At 64.8% G+C, this 17,125-nt stretch carries 21 protein-coding genes and 1 pseudogene; all 22 read left to right on the top strand.

Translation table 11 applies throughout. From position 1 onward, the window contains the following. The first annotated feature begins 246 nt into the window (after positions 1 to 246). Positions 247 to 1,182, top strand: coding sequence for a DUF2493 domain-containing protein (locus MJ956_RS11480; protein ID WP_253964599.1), 936 nt, complete (start codon positions 247 to 249; stop codon positions 1,180 to 1,182). Next, positions 1,166 to 2,221 (top strand): SIR2 family protein, encoded by a 1,056-nt coding sequence (locus MJ956_RS11475; protein WP_253964598.1) that lies wholly within the window; start codon positions 1,166 to 1,168, stop codon positions 2,219 to 2,221. The genes MJ956_RS11480 and MJ956_RS11475 overlap by 17 nt, the downstream gene beginning before the upstream one ends. A gap of 146 nt (positions 2,222 to 2,367) precedes the next feature. Next, positions 2,368 to 2,808, top strand: coding sequence for a hypothetical protein (locus MJ956_RS11470; RefSeq protein ID WP_253964597.1), 441 nt, complete (start codon positions 2,368 to 2,370; stop codon positions 2,806 to 2,808). A gap of 209 nt (positions 2,809 to 3,017) precedes the next feature. Beyond that, a complete protein-coding gene (locus MJ956_RS11465) occupies positions 3,018 to 3,404 on the top strand; it encodes a hypothetical protein (RefSeq protein WP_253964596.1) in 387 nt (128 codons plus the stop codon). Between the two features lies 1 nt (position 3,405). Next, positions 3,406 to 3,723, top strand: coding sequence for a DUF736 domain-containing protein (locus MJ956_RS11460; RefSeq protein WP_253964595.1), 318 nt, complete (start codon positions 3,406 to 3,408; stop codon positions 3,721 to 3,723). A gap of 191 nt (positions 3,724 to 3,914) precedes the next feature. Then, positions 3,915 to 4,163, top strand: coding sequence for a helix-turn-helix domain-containing protein (locus MJ956_RS11455; protein ID WP_019400666.1), 249 nt, complete (start codon positions 3,915 to 3,917; stop codon positions 4,161 to 4,163). A 136-nt stretch (positions 4,164 to 4,299) separates the two neighbouring features. Then, positions 4,300 to 4,566 (top strand): DNA -binding domain-containing protein, encoded by a 267-nt coding sequence (locus MJ956_RS11450; RefSeq protein WP_026014862.1) that lies wholly within the window; start codon positions 4,300 to 4,302, stop codon positions 4,564 to 4,566. A gap of 72 nt (positions 4,567 to 4,638) precedes the next feature. After that, positions 4,639 to 4,983 carry a transcriptional regulator domain-containing protein gene (locus MJ956_RS11445; RefSeq protein WP_341482721.1) on the top strand — a complete coding sequence of 115 codons (345 nt, stop codon included), beginning with the start codon at positions 4,639 to 4,641 and terminating at the stop codon, positions 4,981 to 4,983. Continuing rightward, complete coding sequence (locus tag MJ956_RS11440) at positions 4,943 to 5,452, top strand: DUF2285 domain-containing protein (protein WP_253964593.1); 510 nt, start codon at positions 4,943 to 4,945, stop codon at positions 5,450 to 5,452. Before MJ956_RS11445 ends, MJ956_RS11440 begins: the two co-directional genes overlap by 41 nt. A 134-nt stretch (positions 5,453 to 5,586) precedes the next feature. After that, entirely contained in the window at positions 5,587 to 5,868 is a 282-nt protein-coding gene (locus MJ956_RS11435; protein WP_253964592.1) for a helix-turn-helix transcriptional regulator, read from the top strand. 11 nt (positions 5,869 to 5,879) lie between these two features. Beyond that, a complete protein-coding gene (locus tag MJ956_RS11430) occupies positions 5,880 to 7,025 on the top strand; it encodes a replication initiator protein A (RefSeq protein ID WP_253964591.1) in 1,146 nt (381 codons plus the stop codon). After that, positions 7,022 to 7,660, top strand: a complete 639-nt coding sequence (gene parA, locus MJ956_RS11425; RefSeq protein ID WP_253964590.1) for a ParA family partition ATPase — start codon at positions 7,022 to 7,024, stop codon at positions 7,658 to 7,660. The genes MJ956_RS11430 and parA overlap by 4 nt, the downstream gene beginning before the upstream one ends. Then, positions 7,657 to 7,911: a hypothetical protein gene (locus MJ956_RS11420; protein ID WP_253964589.1), complete on the top strand. Its 255-nt coding sequence runs from the start codon at positions 7,657 to 7,659 to the stop codon at positions 7,909 to 7,911. The genes parA and MJ956_RS11420 overlap by 4 nt, the downstream gene beginning before the upstream one ends. Then, positions 7,908 to 8,429 carry a DUF2840 domain-containing protein gene (locus tag MJ956_RS11415; protein WP_253964588.1) on the top strand — a complete coding sequence of 174 codons (522 nt, stop codon included), beginning with the start codon at positions 7,908 to 7,910 and terminating at the stop codon, positions 8,427 to 8,429. The genes MJ956_RS11420 and MJ956_RS11415 overlap by 4 nt, the downstream gene beginning before the upstream one ends. Then, on the top strand, positions 8,426 to 8,971 hold the full coding sequence (locus tag MJ956_RS11410; protein WP_253964587.1) for a S26 family signal peptidase: 546 nt from the start codon (positions 8,426 to 8,428) through the stop codon (positions 8,969 to 8,971). The genes MJ956_RS11415 and MJ956_RS11410 overlap by 4 nt, the downstream gene beginning before the upstream one ends. Positions 8,972 to 9,018: 47 nt before the next feature. Then, positions 9,019 to 9,354, top strand: a complete 336-nt coding sequence (locus MJ956_RS11405) for a DUF736 domain-containing protein (RefSeq protein WP_253964586.1) — start codon at positions 9,019 to 9,021, stop codon at positions 9,352 to 9,354. 3 nt (positions 9,355 to 9,357) lie between these two features. Next, complete coding sequence (locus tag MJ956_RS11400; RefSeq protein WP_253964585.1) at positions 9,358 to 10,125, top strand: lytic transglycosylase domain-containing protein; 768 nt, start codon at positions 9,358 to 9,360, stop codon at positions 10,123 to 10,125. Positions 10,126 to 10,368: 243 nt separating this feature from the next. Beyond that, on the top strand, positions 10,369 to 12,108 hold the full coding sequence (locus MJ956_RS11395) for a relaxase/mobilization nuclease domain-containing protein (protein WP_253964584.1): 1,740 nt from the start codon (positions 10,369 to 10,371) through the stop codon (positions 12,106 to 12,108). Positions 12,109 to 12,276: 168 nt separating this feature from the next. After that, a pseudogene (locus tag MJ956_RS18915) lies at positions 12,277 to 13,617 on the top strand (gamma-glutamylcyclotransferase family protein); the annotation flags it as partial. A gap of 403 nt (positions 13,618 to 14,020) precedes the next feature. After that, complete coding sequence (locus MJ956_RS11385) at positions 14,021 to 16,006, top strand: conjugal transfer protein TraG (RefSeq protein WP_253964583.1); 1,986 nt, start codon at positions 14,021 to 14,023, stop codon at positions 16,004 to 16,006. Positions 16,007 to 16,009: 3 nt separating this feature from the next. Further along, complete coding sequence (locus MJ956_RS11380; RefSeq protein ID WP_253964582.1) at positions 16,010 to 16,441, top strand: CopG family transcriptional regulator; 432 nt, start codon at positions 16,010 to 16,012, stop codon at positions 16,439 to 16,441. Positions 16,442 to 16,638: 197 nt separating this feature from the next. Then, a partial coding sequence (locus MJ956_RS11375) for a P-loop NTPase family protein (protein ID WP_253964581.1) occupies positions 16,639 to 17,125 on the top strand: 487 nt, incomplete at its 3' end.

Here is a 17,125-nt window from a genome sequence, read left to right as displayed (position 1 = left end):
CGCGACCCGGCCTTCGAGAGGGCGATCGGCCGTCAAGCGGCCCGGACCGGCAATGGCTGCGCCCGGCTATTTTCCGGCGCGGCCTGCGGCCGCTTTCCATCGCGAAGCAAAATAGCCGGCCTTCGCCATCCTCCGCTGCCGCTTCGGCCCTCTCGCTTGCGCTCCGGGTGCAGGTCCGGACCGCCCGACGGCTTTCGTCGCCAGAAGGCCGCGAGGGTCGCGGTCAAACCAACGAAGGAGCATCCCATGGCGAGCGAACACGACGACGGCTTCGAGCCTCACCACGCCTCATCCCCCACCGATCATGTTCTCACCGAACTCCAGCTCTACGGATACCGCCCATTCCAGGACGAACCCGATCCGAGACCGCTCCCGGAGGGAAACATCGTCGCCGGGGCCATCGCCGACATCTTCGACGCCCTGATCGCGACCCTCGGCGACACCCGCCTCGAGCCTGACCTCGACGACCTTCTCTGGTCGACCGTCAATCTCTTCCATCGCGCCACCGGCCGAATCGAGCGCGAACTCGACGACAACGAGCAGGCGCAACGCCGCAGCCAGCGTGAACAGGACGGCTCGGAGGTCAAGTCGGTTGACCTGGAGCGCCTCACCGCAGAGGGGCAGACCCTGATCGAGCGCCGCAACGCATTCGAGCTGATGCGCGACCAGGCCGCCGAGCATTTCGAGCGCCACACCGGGTCATCTTGGCGGCCGCGTAGCGGATCGATGGTCAACCATCGCGCCATGACCTCAGCGATGATCGACAGCCGCGATTTCCTCGCCGCGAAGCGCCGGGCAGAGACCGAAGTGCTGCTGCCGGCGGGACCGAAGATCGCCTTTACCGGCGGGCTCGAGTTCAATGACCACCGCCTAATCTGGGCGAAACTCGATCAGGTCCATGCCAAGCACACCGACATGGTGCTGCTGCACGGCGGATCGCCCAAGGGTGCCGAGCGCATCGCTGCCAGCTGGGCCGACACCCGCAAGGTGCCGCAGGTCGCCTTCAAGCCCGACTGGACCCGCCACGCCAAGGCCGCGCCGTTCAAGCGCAACGACTCCATGCTCGCGGTGTTGCCGATCGGCGTGATGGTGTTCCCCGGCACCGGTATTCAGGACAATCTCGCCGACAAGGCCCGCAAGATGGGCATTCCGGTCTGGAAGTTCGGTGACGGCGGCGCGTGAGCGCCGCCCTCTAAAGCTGTCGATCCCACCGCTCCGTGATATCATCGTTCGCATGATCGGAAAGTTCAGTAGGCACGTTCTTCTCACCGGCGCTGGATGGTCGCGCAACTGGGGTGGCCAGCTCGCCAACGAGGTATGGTCATCGCTCGTTGGGCATCCGCGCATCCGCGCGAACGCCGGCCTACGTGACCTCCTCCTCGACGAAACGGCCTTTGAAGTCGCGCTCGGCAAAACGCACGTTGCGCCCTTCACGGCCGCTGACCGCGCGGAGATCGAGCAAGCGGTTTTGGACATTTTCGTTGCGATAGATCGTGAGATCGCGCGGCCAGACCATGAGCCGTGGATCAACATTTACAAGGTACAGGAACTGCTGTTCCGCTTCTTCGGACAGCGCAACGAGGGAAATAGTTCTGGATATCTCTTCACTCTGAATCAGGACCTCTTCTTCGAACGGCATCTCTACAACGAGCATGTCGCGGGTGCGCCCGGCGGGGTCCTGCCGGGTCTTGTTCCGAACCCCGGCCGGCGCTGGTTCTGGACAAATATCGGTGCTTACGATCCCACATTCATGATGCAACCAGCAGTCGACCCGAGAGTACAGGGACGGCTCGCCAACCAAATGAACGTCATCAAGCTATACGGATCGTTCAATTGGCGATCGCCTGACGGCGGCAACGCGATGGTAGTTGGAACCGAGAAGACAGCAGAGATTGCCTCGATGCCCCTGCTGAGCTGGTACGCCGACATCTTCAGAGCGGTCATCAACGCCGGCGATGTACGGCTGATGATCGCAGGCTATGGCTTCGCCGACGAGCATATAAACGCTGCCATTGCCGACGCAGTCGAACACCACAGGTTGTCGCTGTTCATTTGGAACACGACGTCGGATGTTAAGAGCTTGGTTCTGTCGTCGCCGCACGGTGCGCGTATCTGGCAGGGATTGATCAGCACCGCCACGCGGCCTTTGATCGAGGTTTTCCCGAGCAATCAGGCAGAAACTGAAGAGTATCGCCGCATCCGTGCGACCTTTTTCTCCTGATCCGCGCACGATTTTCCGGCATCCTAGAGCCTTGCCCGCCCAAATCCCGGATTCCAATGGGCCCGGCGATGGGCTAATCTGCACAGCGCGCCGCGGTGGTGGTGGAAGGCGCGTCCGTCAGATCTTTTCTCACGGAGACCACCGCCATGATCTTCTTTGGCATCTTCTTCAGCGTCGCGGCCATCGGCGTTCTCTGCTGGTTGCTGTTCACGCTTGCTATCTACGCGCTCCCAGCCTTCGCCGGAGTCACCGCCGGCATGTGGGCCTATGACAGTGGCGCCGGCTGGCCGGGCGGCATCGCGATCGGTCTGGTCGCGGCCGGGCTGATTTTCGGCGTCGGCCAACTGCTCCTTGCCTTCGCACGGCCGCTCTGGCTGCGCATCGTCATTGCGCTTGCCTTCGTCGCGCCTGCGGCGATCGCGGGCTATCACGCGACCCATGGCATCGTGAAGCACGCCATGCCGTCTGAGAACTGGCAGATCGCCTTTTCCGTCGTCGGTGCGATCGCGGTCGGCGTCACGGCATTCCTGCGGATCGCGCCGATGGCCGCACCCGAACCGGCCGGACGGGGCATGGCACGGGGCTGACACCGACACAGCCGTTGGAGCACTGGCCTGCAAGCCGGCATGGCTGCCATCCTCACCGCCGGAGATGGAAGAAACTGGCGGTCAGGCAGAGATCGCAATGTCAGGCCCGAAATAGCGTAAGGCACGTTGAAGCGGCGCTGGACAGGTAGCTGGTCCGCTGCACAGCCACTCGACGACGCAGGCGCGGATGGCGTTTCACGAGCCGAGGGTTGCGGGAAGCCCATCGCGGTTCTCGCCAGGACAGGTGCAACGTCGTCACCGGCAGCGACCCGTTGCCAGGGTTCCTACGGCTGCACGGGACCGCCACGTTCTCCCTTGATCTTTTTGTCGGGTCGACCGCTCCAAACGGCCTCTCCAATGGCCTGATCTGGCCGAAGACCGGCTGCGCCTCGATCGCCTATGCCGCAATGGCGCCGATCAACTTTCTTCCCCTGAGCGCTGCGCGCTCATTCCTCGCGAAACAAGAAAGTGGCTCGGGCGCCATCCTCCGCTGGCGCTGCGGCCCTAGCGGGTGCGGCGTCGATCGCCTCCGGCCCGTCGATCGCCATCGAGGCCGCAATGGTGCGGGCTCGGAGCTTCAAATCAAGGAGAACTGACATGGCGACCATCGGCACCTTCAAGAAGACCGGCAACGAATACACCGGCGAAATCGTCACCCTCAATGTGCAGGCCAACGTCCGCATCGTCCCGGAAACCAACCAGACCAGCGAGAACGCCCCCAGCCACCGCGTTCTGGTCGGCCGCGCCGAGATCGGCGCCGCCTGGTCCAAGCAGTCCAACGAGGGCCGCGACTATCTGGGCCTCAAGCTCGACGATCCGAGCTTCACCGCCCCGATCTACGCCAACCTCTTCGACGACGAGGACGGCGGTTTCAGCCTCATCTGGTCCCGTCCCACCCGCCGCCACGGCGACTGATGCGCCGCGACACCCCGCCCGGACGATTCGGGCGGGGCCTTTCGCCGTTCGTATCCGACCGAATCAGTCACAACGCCGATCGCTCAGAAGGATGCCAGCACAGCGTTTTGTGTCTGGTCCTTCACCGATAGAACGACTAGTATAGTCGTAGTTCTGGCATGTGCGTTCGTGTCGGTGGGAGGTGATCATGCATGATCACCGCCCGACAGACGCGGGCCGCACGCGCGTTGCTTGGTTGGACGCAGGAGACGCTCGCTGAAAAGGCCCTGGTATCCCTGACCGCGTTGAAGCGCCTCGAGTCCGAGAGCGGACTCAAGGTGTATGAGACGACGCGCGATCAGGTGCGCCGGGCGTTCGAGGCCAATGGCATCGTCTTCCTCAACTCCGACCAAGGAGAAGGGGTGATGTTCGTTCGTGCGAAAATCGACAGCCGAAAATAGCCCCGACATCCCATTCAGCGCCTCGGCGATGCCTGCCATCCATCACGCGATGCGCCATCGGTCTTCCCTCTGCCCGTGGAACGCCTGGTTACCAAAATGGGGTGCGGGCGGATATGGTGTGGCTCTGGGGGCTGGGGTGACGCAAGTACAATTCCTCGATGAACCACCGCAGAGCGCGGCGCTCACGGCCTATGACCGTGAGCATATGAAGCTCTACATGCGCCTGCTCGATGCGGCGACCGACGGCGCCGACTGGCGCGAGGCCGTCACGATCCTGTTCGGCCTCGATCCGGCTCGCGAGCCGGATCGCGCGCGCCATGTCCATGACACCCATCTCGCCCGCGCCCGCTGGATGACCGAGCATGGCTATCGCCTGCTCGTGCACGAGGGCCGTCCCCACTAGCCGGAATAGCGATGCCTCACCCGCATCGCCCGTTGCCACTTTCGGGGCTTCCGGCGGCCTCCGCAACCGGGAATGGTGCGCCTCCCGGTAGACAGCGCGCAGAGGACGCCCATGACCCCTGACATATCCCGGTGGCGGTCGACATCGACCTACGACTATCTCGACGATCTCGTATCGCCCGATCTCGGCTGGGAATGGCTGCGGCGCAATGGCGACTATCAGCGCGATTATGCCGAGACCAGGCGCCCGGCGTGCGATCTCCGGGAATTGACGAACCGGGTGCGGAAACGCTGGGGGTTGCAATTTCGTTGCCCGTCCATCGCTCAACGCGACCGAAATTCCCGTCTTCTGGTGCCCCGAGGACGACACCAGCACGGTGCTGCTGACGACCGCGCCTTCCATACTTCCCGCCGATAGCAATCTCTTCACCGTCGTTCAGGAAACCGCCGCCCGCTCCGACGAACAGGGCGTCCATTTCCTGCACGAACCCGGAGATAAGCAGGCTCTCCATCTCCTGCGGCTGGCAGGCGTTGCTGGCGGCCAACCCCTTGCCGCGCTGATCCCGCTCGATCTCGACGGCCTCGACCGGCTCGAAGCCGTCCAGCGTCTGCTTAAATCCCTGCTTGGCCGTGCTGTCCCGCCCGATGCCCGCCTGACCAAGCAGCAACGCCGGCGTGCCCGCCACATGCTGCAAGCGGTCGACGGGCGCATGAACGGCGCGACCTACCGCGAGATCGCGGGCGTCATTTACGGCGTGTCCCGCGTTGCATCCGATCCCTGGAAGTCCTCGGCGCTGCGCGACGCGACCATGGACCTTGTCAAGGACGCCTTCGCCATGATCGCCGGCGGCTATCGCGCGCTGCTACGTCATCGCCGCCGATCCTGACCCGATGTCGGCAGAGGGGGTGCGATTTTGGCATTCCCTTCTTCGCACTCCCCCCTCGCGGCTCTCCTTCGCCACCGTGGCCTGCGTCCGCCGCTCTTCGCCAGCGGCCTCAACCAACCCACGGAGGCCCGATCATGTCACCCAATCTCGCCGGCTTGCCGCCGCGCTTTCTCAGAACTCCCGAAGCCGCGCGTTTCCTCGGTCTCTCCGGCCGGACGCTGGAAAAGCACCGCACCTATGGAACCGGCCCGGCCTATCGCAAGCTCGGAGGCCGCGTCGTCTATGCGATCGAGGATCTCCAGGCCTGGGCCGATCGGGGCGCCGTCACCTCCACCTCCGACCCGCGTGGGTCTGTGCTGCCCGCCAAGCGCCATGAACCGATGCCGGCGGCCCACGCCAGCCGCACCCGTCGCTGAGACGTCCGATCATGAAGCGGCGTCGCCTCATCACCTCGACCAAGCGAGCCAGGCTCGATCCCTTCATCGTTGCGACCGGCGACGCCAGCCCGCGCGACCAGCGCGACCTCATGGAGCGGCCGTTCTTCTCGCTCGCCAAGGCCAAGCGCATCAGACCGATCCTCTATGAGGCCGGCGGCGTCCGCGTCGAGGTCTTCGCCGTGCCCGAGCACGGGATGGCGACCATCTGGGATGCCGATGTCCTCATCTGGGCCGCCTCGCAGATCGTCGAGGCCGAGAATCTGGGCTTCAAGACCTCCCGCTTCGTGCGCTTCACGCCCTATCAGCTCCTGACATCGATCGGCCGCAAAACTGGCCAGCGTGATTACAAGCTGATGAAGGGGGCGCTCACCCGCCTGCAATCGACCGTCATCCGCACCACCATCCGCCAGGGCGAACATTGGCGCCGCCACCAGTTCTCCTGGATCAACGAATGGGAGGAATGCGTCACGCGCGACGGCGGCGTCGAGGGCATGGAGTTCGTGCTGCCCGACTGGTTCTATCGCGGCGTCACCGACCGCTCGCTGGTGCTCACCATCGACCCGGCCTATTTCCGGCTGACGGGCGGCATCGAACGCTGGCTCTACCGCGTCGCGCGCAAGCACGCCGGCCGCCAGGCACGGGGCTGGATTTTCGAGTTCGCCCATCTCCACGAAAAGTCCGGCAGCCTCATGCGCGTCTCCGACTTCGCGCTCCAGCTCCGGCGCATCGTCCCGCGCCAACCGCTGCCCGGCTACCGCCTGCACATCGAGCGCAAAGGCCGGCGCGAGCTGCTGCGCATCCTGCCGGCGAAGTCCTCGACAGGACCTGTGGACAGCGCTGTGGACGCGGTCGGGACTTCGCACGCAAGCGGTATCGGGATTTCGCACGTAGGACCATCGGGATTTCGCACGCAGAGATCGCAGTTAAGTCTCTGGCCGGAAACGACGATTCCGGGCCTTAACTTAGAATCTAACAGAGAATCTAACTCTTATGTTGCGCGCAGCGATGTGGAAAACACCGTCGCTGCCGCCATCAACGGGCTCTTCCGAAAAACATCCGAAGCGCGGCCAACGGGCAGTGACACCGCTCACCCATCGCGACTCTCCCTCGGGCGCAAGCCGGGAGGGGGACGATGATCGTCGCGTTCCTCAACCAGAAGGGCGGCGTCGGTAAGACGACGTTGGCGCTCCATCTCGCGGGACAATGGGCACGGCAGGGAAGGCGCGTCACCCTGATCGACGCCGATCCGCAGGGCTCGGCGCTGGATTGGTCGCAGCAGAGGGCGCGCGAAGGCCTGCCACGCCTGTTCGGCGTCGTCGGCCTCGCGCGTGACACGCTGCATCGCGAGGCGCCGGAGCTGGCGCGGGACGCCGATCACATTGTCATCGACGGACCGCCCCGTTTCGCCTCGCTGATGCGCTCGGCGCTGCTCGCCGCTGATCTGGTGCTGATCCCGGTGCAACCGTCGCCCTTCGATGGTTGGGCTTCGGCCGAGATGCTGTCGCTCCTGCATGAAGCGCGCATCTATCGCCCGCAGCTTGCCGCCCGTTTCGTTCTCAACCGCTGCGGCGCGCGTACCGTCATCGCCCGCGAGACGGCCGAGACGCTCGCCGATCACGATCCGCCGGTGCTGTCGGCGCGGATCGGTCAGCGCGTCGCTTTCGCCGATACGGCGCAATCCGGGCGGCTCGTCTTCGAGATCGACGAGGACAGCCCGGCCGCGCGCGAGGGCGCTGCCCTTGGCGCCGAGGTGGGGAGGCTTGCGCCATGAGCGGGCGCGCTCCGAAACGCGGCTTCGCGTCACGCCCCGCCGATCCCGAGCGCTGGATCAAGGCGTCGGATGCACCGTCGGCGCGCGACGCGAGCGCCGCCGGCTTCACCGCCCGGCTGACGATCGACGTCACGCCCGAACTGCGCGGCCGGATCAAGATCGCGGCGTTCCGGCGCGGACAGACCGTCGCCGACATGCTCCGCGACCTGCTCGCCCGCGAATTCCCCGCAGACGAAGGAGACCCTTCATGACCGGCACCGCGCCCCCCCGCGTTGGCGGCGGCCCAGTGCCGTCCGCCAACAGCTCCGATGCGCTCACCCATGTCGAGCTGACCTGGATCGAGAACCGGATCGAATACTGGATCCGCTTCGGCCGCCAAGCCGGTGACCGGATTCTCGATCGTCGTCGACGTGTCGTGTCCTTTCGTCCCGGCGCCATCTTCGCCTTTGTCCGGTGGGCGGCAAACGACTTCGGCACCGTCATCTCGCGCATCGACATCGTGCGCGCCGTCGACGCCGGCGCCGCCTATCAGACGCTGCCTTTCGTGCGTCCTGGCGGCGAAATCCTCCTCAAGATCGAAGGCTGGCCGAAGGTCGAGAAAGTGCTCCTGCATATCGACGCGGTGGAAGCCGCCGGCGTCGATCCCTGCGACGTCGCCCCCGACCACTGGCGCCATGTGACGCACAGGATGAACGCCGGTCACGAACCGCGCTCCTACACGTTTGCGCGCCATCAGGCATGGCTCAAGCGGCGGGAGATCGAACAATGACCCGCTTCGGCTATGTCATGCTCACCTACGTCGCCGCGATGGGCGTTGCCGCAGCAGCGGTCATTCCGACATCGACCAGGCTCGTCTGGAACGTGTCGGTCAGCGCGCCGATCGGGCTCTATCGGATCGATCCGGCCGAGCGTCTCGAAGTTCCCGACCTGGTCGCGGTGATGCCGCCCGAGCCGCTCGAAGATTTCATGGTCGAGCGCGGCTATATCGGCCGCGACGTGCCGCTCCTGAAGCGTGTCATCGCCCTTCCCGGGCAGCAGGTGTGCCGCGTAAACCGCGCCATCACGGTCGATGATGTGCCGCTCGGCGAAGCGCGCGACCGCGACAGTCGCGGCCGCCCACTGCCGGTCTGGCACGGCTGCCGCCGCGTCCAGCCGGACGAGCTGTTCCTCATGAACATCGACGTCCCCGACAGTCTCGATGGTCGCTACTTCGGCCCGCTCCCGGCCACCACCGTCATCGGCCGGGCCGTCCCCCTTTACACCGACGAAGACGGAAACGGCCGCTTCGTCTGGCGAGCGCCGATGCGGTGACGACGCGCGCCCTCCTGCAATCCCACCGCAACCAAAAGGAGTTTCCCATGCCCCAGATCGGTCAATTCACACGCACGCCCAGAGGATATTTGGGCCGACTCCGCACCCTCTCGTTCGACTGCGAACTCACCTTCGTCCCCGCCGACAATGCGGACAGCGAGAACGCGCCCGCCTACCGGGTTCATCTCGGTGATGAAGACGGTCCGGAGGTCGGCGCGGGCTGGAAACACTCCGGCGAGCGGGCAGGCACCTTCATCTCGGTCGTCCTGGACGATCCGGCATTTCCGCTTCCGATCCGCGCCCGGCTGTTCCAGTCGGATGAGGACGGACGCGACTGGGGCCTGCACTGGACCCGCCCGAAAAAGCGCGACGATCAGGACTGAACGATGCGCTGCGTCCGCTTGTCCCCAGCACTGCGGCGGTGCGGCCCTTGCGGCCGCATTGCCCTCCTTCTCCTTTCCGGCCTGTCCCTCAGCCTGGTCGAAAGCGGCGCCGTCTTTGCTCAGCCGGCAACCACCGGGCAGCAGCAGATCGGCCATCCATTCGCCGCTCATATTACCGAGGCGGCGCGGCGCTTTCGCATTCCCGAACACTGGATCGTCGCCGTCTTGGGCGCCGAGAGCGCCGGCGCTATGCGTGCCGTCTCATCCGCGGGCGCGATGGGGCTGATGCAGGTCATGCCCGATACCTGGGATCACCTGCGCGCCCGCTATCGCCTCGGCCGCGATCCGTTCGATCTGCGCGACAACATCTACGCGGGCGCGGCCTATTTGCGCGAAATGTACGACCGCTACGGCACCATTGCCGCGATGCTGGCGGCCTACAATGCGGGGCCTGCCCGCTACGACGAGTACCTCGCCACGGGGCGGCCGCTGCCTGCCGAAACGCGCGCCTATGTCGATTTGCTTGCGCCCGCGCTTGGCGCCGCTGTGCCGTCGCTGAACGCTCCGGCCGCACCGCCATCGCCTCCGGACTGGCGCGAGGCACCGCTTTTCGTGCCGCGTTCAAACGACCGCCGGAGTGTCGACAACCGTGCCTCCGAGGAGCCGTCGAAGACGTCCCCCTCCCCCGTCCCGGAGGAGCGCGAACCCAATCAACAGCCACAGTCGGAATCGGTATTCGTCGCCCACGGCAGCACAAGGGGCTCGTCGTGACTGACGCCATGTGCATTCATGCCCTGTCGGGCTCTGGCGTAGCATGGCGAGCGCAAGTGGAGGTGGCAGCCCCAACAACCGAACGATGGCAGGATAAAAGGGCGCACATTGCGCGCCGGTCGGTCGGTTGTTTTGCTTGGATTTTCTGGCGCGTTCCGCACATTGCCGGGCCTTGGCGCAATGTGCGCGGACCGCTCAAGGGCCTGTGTCTACGCGGGTTTTCGCACATTGCGGAGCGATGCCATGGCCGATGATCGCGAGTTCCGCATCCGTCCCGGCCGCATCCGCTCGACGCGTGCACAGGCCGCGCGCCCCTTCATCGCCCAGGCGCTCGCGGCCGCGAAGAAGGCGGGCGGAGGCGTGTCGCGCTCCGGCCGCGTCGTTTCCGGCAATCGCTCGCGCTTCGGCCATGGCCAGCGTGCCAGCATCCAGGCCAACCGGCTCATCACGGCGCGCTCGCGCGGCGCGGTGATCAAGGCGCGTGTGGTCCGGCATTCCGCGCGCGCCGCGCCGCTCGGCACACATCTCGACTATCTGCGCCGCGGCGGCGTGACCCGCGATGGAGAGAAGGCGCGGCTGTTCGGGCCGGGAGAGGAGGAGACGGATGGCCGTGCCTTCGCCGAGCGCTGCGAGGACGACCGCCACCATTTCCGCTTCATCATCTCGCCCGACGACGCACTCGAAATGTCGGACCTCAAATCCTTCACCCGCGATCTTGTCGGCCAGATGGAGAAGGATCTCGGCACTGAGATCGATTGGGTGGCCGTCGATCACTGGAACACGGAACATCCGCATGTCCATCTGATCGTGCGCGGTGTGCGCGACGACGGCCAGGACCTCGTCATCTCGCGCGACTATATCAAGGAGGGCATGCGTGATCGGGCGCGCGACCTGATCACCCAGGAGCTCGGGCCGCGCACCGACCTCGATATCCGGCGCAGCCTCGAGAACCAGATCGCCTCCGAGCGCTGGACGCAGCTCGATCGCCAGCTCGTTCGCGACAGCCGGCGCACCGGCATCATCGACCTCGCGCCGCATCCGGGCGAGCAGCCCGACGAATTCCACGCGCTCAAGGTCGGGCGGCTGCGCAAGCTGGAGACGCTCGGCCTGGCCGAGCAGGTCGGCCCCGGCCAATGGATGATCGACGACAACGCCGAGGCGACGCTGCGCGAACTTGGCGAACGCGGTGACACCATCAAGCGCATGCACCGGGCGCTGACCGAGCGCGGCATCGGGCGCGGATCGGCGGATTACGTGCTGGCCGCCGAAAGTCTCGACACGCCGATCGTCGGCCGCCTGGTCGAACGTGGACTCGACGACGAACTGAAGGGCACGGCCTATGCCGTGGTCGACGGCGTCGACGGACGGACCCACCACATCAAGCTCGCCGATCTCGATGCGGCCGGCGACAGCACGCCAGGCTCGATCGTCGAGCTGCGCGCCTATGACGACTCCCGCGGACAGCGGCGTGTCGCGCTCGCGGTGCGTTCCGATCTCGACATCGAACGGCAGGTGACCGCATCGGGCGCAACCTGGCTGGATCGGCAAAACATCGCGCGTGATCCCGCAGCCCTGTCGGAAGGCGGGTTCGGCGCCGAAGTCCGCGATGCTCTGGACCGGCGTGCAGATCACCTGATCGAGCAAGGTTTCGCCGAACGGCAGGGCCGGCGGATCATCTTCAGTCGCAATCTCCTCAACACGCTCCGCCGGCGCGAAGTGGACACACTCGGCGAGAAGCTCGCGGCTCAGACCGGCCAGCCCTTCCAGCGTGCGACCAACGGCGAGTACGTCGCCGGCGCCTACCGCCAGCGTTTCACGCTCGCCTCCGGCCGCTTCGCGATGATCGACGATGGTCTCGGCTTCCAGCTGGTACCCTGGTCGCCTTCGCTCGAAAAGCACCTTGGCCGCCACGTCTCCGGCATCGCGCGTGGCGATGGCGGCGTTGATTGGAGCTTCGGCCGCAAGCGAGGGCTGAGCCGCTGAATGTTGGTCAGCGGGTGCAACCAGACTGTTCGCGAAGGACAGCTTCGAGCACAAGGACATCCCGCGTTGCCGCGCCGGATTTTGTAAGCTCAGTGACATCGGACTATTGTTGAGGCCTTCGCAAACCCTTTGCAGCGCGGTGCGACGAGCTCATCGCGGGAGCCGTTCATGTTGAAAGCCACCGACGAGGAGATCGAGGAAGTCCGGGAATACTTTGAATGGCAGGCGCCCGACCTCGAAGTGACATTCATGCAGAAGGTCTACTCGGAGGCCGTCCTGAACACCCGCCATGACGTGTGGGACATCCACACCAACAAGGATCGCTGGTGGGTCATTACGGGCGGCACAAACCTCTACTCTCAGGAGCAGTTCCCGAATATGGACCTTGCTCTGACCTTCCATATTGGCCTGATCCTCCGCATCCCGCGTACGGAAGAACAACAGGAAGACGATCTGCGCATCGTCCCGTTCGGTCCCGTCTTCGAGAAGATCGAAGAAGCCGGCACCGCCGTGACACAGGCGCATAACCTCGCGGGCTATCAGGCCGTCGGCGTCCGCTGCCGCGAGGCGCTACTTGAGCTGATCGGCGTCGCGCAGGACGCGGCAACGTGGACCGACACACCGCCGCAGCGCGCGAACTTCCGCGCGTGGGCGGAGTTCATCTGCAACGATCTTCTCCCGGGCGACACCAACAAGGAGCGTCGTGGGACTCTCAAGGGTGCGCTTGAGTCCGCATGGACGTTTTCCAACTGGCTGACGCACTCAAAGTCGGCCACCTGGATTGATGCCGACATGGCGCACTCGTTGACCCAACACGCCAGCGGCATGGCGACCTCATTGATCCTTCGCGAGCTGCGCAGTGTGCCCGTGGAATGCTCGAAATGCGGCTCGCCACATCTCGAACCCGAACAGGGCGAAAACACCGCGGCACCCGGCGTACTCTGGGAACGACCGCGCTGCACCGACTGCGGTTGGACTGGCAGGCCTGTTCCAATCCTCGACCTCGAGGATGGACAGTCGATCATCACACGCGAAGGCGAAGAAACCAACGAGTGCAGCATAATGACTGTACCGCTGCGCACGATCCTTAAGCCGGGCGATCCCACGATCGCGGCGCTGAAGAACACAGAGACCGGGCCACCGGAGCCAGTCGTCTATTTTGCCTATGGGTCCAACATGTCGACCGCCCGGCTGCGCGAACGCATGCCGAGCTGCAAGCCGCTCGGCATCGCTACCTTGCCGGGTCATGCGCTTCACTTCCATAAGCGCAGCGCGGACAAGTCCGGGAAGTGCAACGCATTTGCCAGTGGTAACGACAATAGCGTGATCGGAATCCTGTTCAGCTTCGATCCTGCCGAGCGAGCCAAGCTAGATGAGGCCGAAGGCGTCGGCAGCGGCTACGAGCACGCGATGGTCACGGTCATCAACGACAAAGGTCGCAGGCGGAAGGTCCTTACCTATCTCGCCACCCCAGACTATATCGACGACAGCCTCAAACCCTATAGCTGGTACAAGGACTTTGTCCTTGCAGGTGGCAGGGAACACGGCCTGCCGCCGGAGTATATTGCCGAATACATCCAGTCGGTTGAGGCGATCGAAGATCCCAACAAGACACGGGACAAGAAGCAGCGGACCACGCTCGGAAGTCCCGGGCGGTATTGTCGGTGCGAGTTGCCGATCCAAACTGCGGATCGATGTCCTTGGCGCGTAGCGGGCATCCTCCGAATCTGTCCGAACACCGCCGCCTACAGCGATCGGATTCCGTTTCGCATCCAACCGAATGACGCTTTCGGACATCGTCAGCCCGCCGTTCTTTATCCATTAGCCACCGTTCTTACGACTGGAGAAAGAGTGGCCTTGCTGGCCCCGTTCATGGCCCCCAACGTACCGATATTTGCTTGGAATATGGGCTATGTCCGGAACAAAAATTCTTTGGGGTCAGATCCTCATCGTCTTCACGATCGTCCTCACTACCACCTGGGCGGCGACGCAGTGGACGGCCTGGCGCCTCGGCTTCCAGCCCCAGCTCGGCGCACCCTGGTTCGAGTTCGCGGGATGGCCGATCTACTATCCCCCGGCCTTCTTCTGGTGGTGGTATTTCTACGACGCTTATGCCCCGCCGATCTTCATCGAGGGCGCCATCATCGCCGCCTCGGGCGGCTTCATTGCGATTGCGGTGGCAATTCTCATGTCCGTCTGGCGGGCGCGCGAAGCACAGAGCGTCGATACCTACGGCTCCGCGCGCTGGGCACGGCCCGATGAGGTCAAGGCGGCCGGTCTCCTCGGACCCGACGGCGTGGTTCTCGGCAAGCTCAAGGGCGACTATCTGCGCCATGAGGGGCCGGAGCATGTGCTGTGTTTCGCGCCGACCCGCTCGGGCAAAGGCGTTGGCCTCGTCGTCCCTTCGCTGCTGACCTGGCCGGGCTCTGCGATCGTCCATGACATCAAGGGGGAGAACTGGCAGCTCACCGCGGGCTTTCGATCGCGGCACGGCCGCGTGCTGTTGTTCGATCCGACCAACCCGAAATCGTCGGCATACAATCCGCTGCTGGAAGTCCGGCGCGGTGAGTGGGAGGTGCGCGATGTCCAGAATATCGCCGACATCCTCGTCGATCCGGAAGGGTCGCTTGAGAAGCGCAATCACTGGGAAAAGACGAGCCACGCGCTGCTGGTCGGTGCCATCCTCCACGTCCTCTATGCCGGGAAGGATAAGACGCTCGCCGGCGTCGCCGCTTTTCTTTCCGACCCAAGGCGACCGATAGAGTCGACGCTCGCCGCGATGATGAAGACGGCGCATCTCGGCGAATCCGGCCCACATCCGGTCATCGCCAGCGCCGCGCGCGAACTCTTGAACAAGTCGGACAACGAACGCTCCGGTGTGCTCTCCACCGCCATGTCCTTCCTCGGCCTCTACCGCGACCCTGTCGTTGCAACGGTGACGCGCCAATGCGACTGGCGCATTGCCGATCTCGTCGGCGGTAAGCATCCGACGTCGCTCTACCTTGTCGTGCCCCCCTCCGATATCAACCGCACAAAGCCGCTGATCCGCCTGATCCTCAACCAGATAGGTCGGCGCCTTACCGAGGACCTGCACGCCAAGGCCGGACGGCATCGGTTGCTGCTGATGCTGGACGAGTTTCCAGCGCTCGGTCGCCTCGACTTCTTCGAGAGCGCGCTCGCCTTCATGGCGGGCTACGGGCTCAAGAGCTTTCTCATCGCCCAGTCGCTCAACCAGATCGAGAAGGCCTACGGGCCGAACAACTCCATCCTCGACAACTGCCATGTTCGCGTGAGCTTCGCGACCAATGACGAGCGCACGGCCAAGCGAGTTTCCGACGCGCTCGGCACTGCGACCGAGATGCGGGCGATGAAGAACTACGCCGGGCACAGACTCTCGCCCTGGCTTGGCCACCTGATGGTGTCGCGGCAGGAAACCGCGCGACCGCTGCTCACGCCCGGCGAGGTCATGCAGCTTCCGCCAGCCGACGAGATCGTCATGGTCGCCGGGACATCGCCTATTCGAGCGAAGAAGGTCCGCTACTTCGAGGACGGACGTTTCCAAGAACGCATCCTGCCGCCGCCGTCGAACACCGAATCCGTGCATACGAAGGCTGATGACTGGACGGGTCTGCCATTGCCGGCGAGCCCGTTGGAAACCGCTCACATGTCTGCCAGCGCTGCACCGGAGGAGGACACGACCGATTCAGAACGGCGCCGCCAGCCCGAGTTGAGCCGTACCAAACCCATCGAGAAGAAGGCCCCGCTTGAAAACGAGTTCGAGATCGATCCCGCCGATGACGATCAGGAGGAGACTGCGCGCACGAGCGGGATCAACCGCATGATGCAGCGTGTGGCGCGGCAGGTCTCACTGGACCCCAACGACGGCATGGAGCTCTAGGCCATGTCCAGCCGCAAGAAGAAAGCGCAGATCTCCGTCTATATCGACCCGGACATCAAGACGATGCTGGCGGACTATGCCGCCCGTCGCGAGCAATCGCAGTCCATGATCGCAGAAGCCGCGATCGCCTCCTTCCTGTCGCCGGATGACGCTGAAAGGCGCGAGGCCGCGATCGCCAAGCGCCTCGACCAGGTCGACCGCCGCATGACCCGCTTGGAGCGCGATATCGGGATTTCCGTCGAGACCCTTGCAATCTTCGTCCGGTTCTGGCTCGCGACGACACCGGCTTTGCCGGAGCCAGCTGCACAGGCCGCGCGTGCCAAAGCCGGCGAGCGCTATGAGGCGTTCATTACCGCTCTCGGCCGGCGCCTCGCCAAAGGGCCGAAGCTCAGGCAGGAGATTTCCGAGGATGTCAGCGGTTCAGGCAGTCAATAGCGCCGAGCGACGACGTAGTTCCTATCCCATGTGTTCCGCCGTCACTCTTCGGCAAAGGCAACCGCCGCCGTTCTCCTGTCTTTGCACGCCACACTACGACGACGCTAATTCCTTGTTGAATCGGCCCTAAATCAGGCCCTTTTAATCATCCCCGCATGGGGACCGTCTGATTTGTCCCTGTCGAAATCGGGGATCAGATGGCGGCTTCGCATCACAATTCGGAACGCATCGCACGCGGCGCGCGAATGTTGCGCACCGCGCTCGGTCCGGCCATCGCCCGCTTTCTCGAAGACGCAGGCGTCGTCGAGGTGATGCTGAACCCGGACGGGCGACTGTGGATCGACCGCCTCTCCGAAGGCCTGTCCGATACGGGTGAACGCCTGGCGCCGGAGGATGGCGAGCGGATCATCCGTCTCGTCGCCCATCATGTTGGCGCGGAGGTCCATACCGGGAGCCCGCGCGTCTCGGCAGAGCTGCCCGGGACGGGGGAGCGGTTCGAAGGACTCCTGCCGCCGGTGGTAGCCTCCCCGGCCTTCGCGATCCGCAAGTCCGCCGTCGCGGTATTCACCCTCGACGACTACGTCACGACCGGGATCATGACGGCCGAACAGGCCACCGCGTTGCGCGACGGAGTCGCGGCCCGAGCCAACATCCTCGTCGCCGGCGGCACCTCGACCGGCAAGA

The sequence above is a fragment of the Aurantimonas marianensis genome (genome assembly GCF_024195285.1).
In the GTDB taxonomy this organism is placed as follows: domain Bacteria; phylum Pseudomonadota; class Alphaproteobacteria; order Rhizobiales; family Rhizobiaceae; genus Aurantimonas; species Aurantimonas marianensis.
This window is presented reverse-complemented; position numbering and strand designations above follow the sequence as displayed.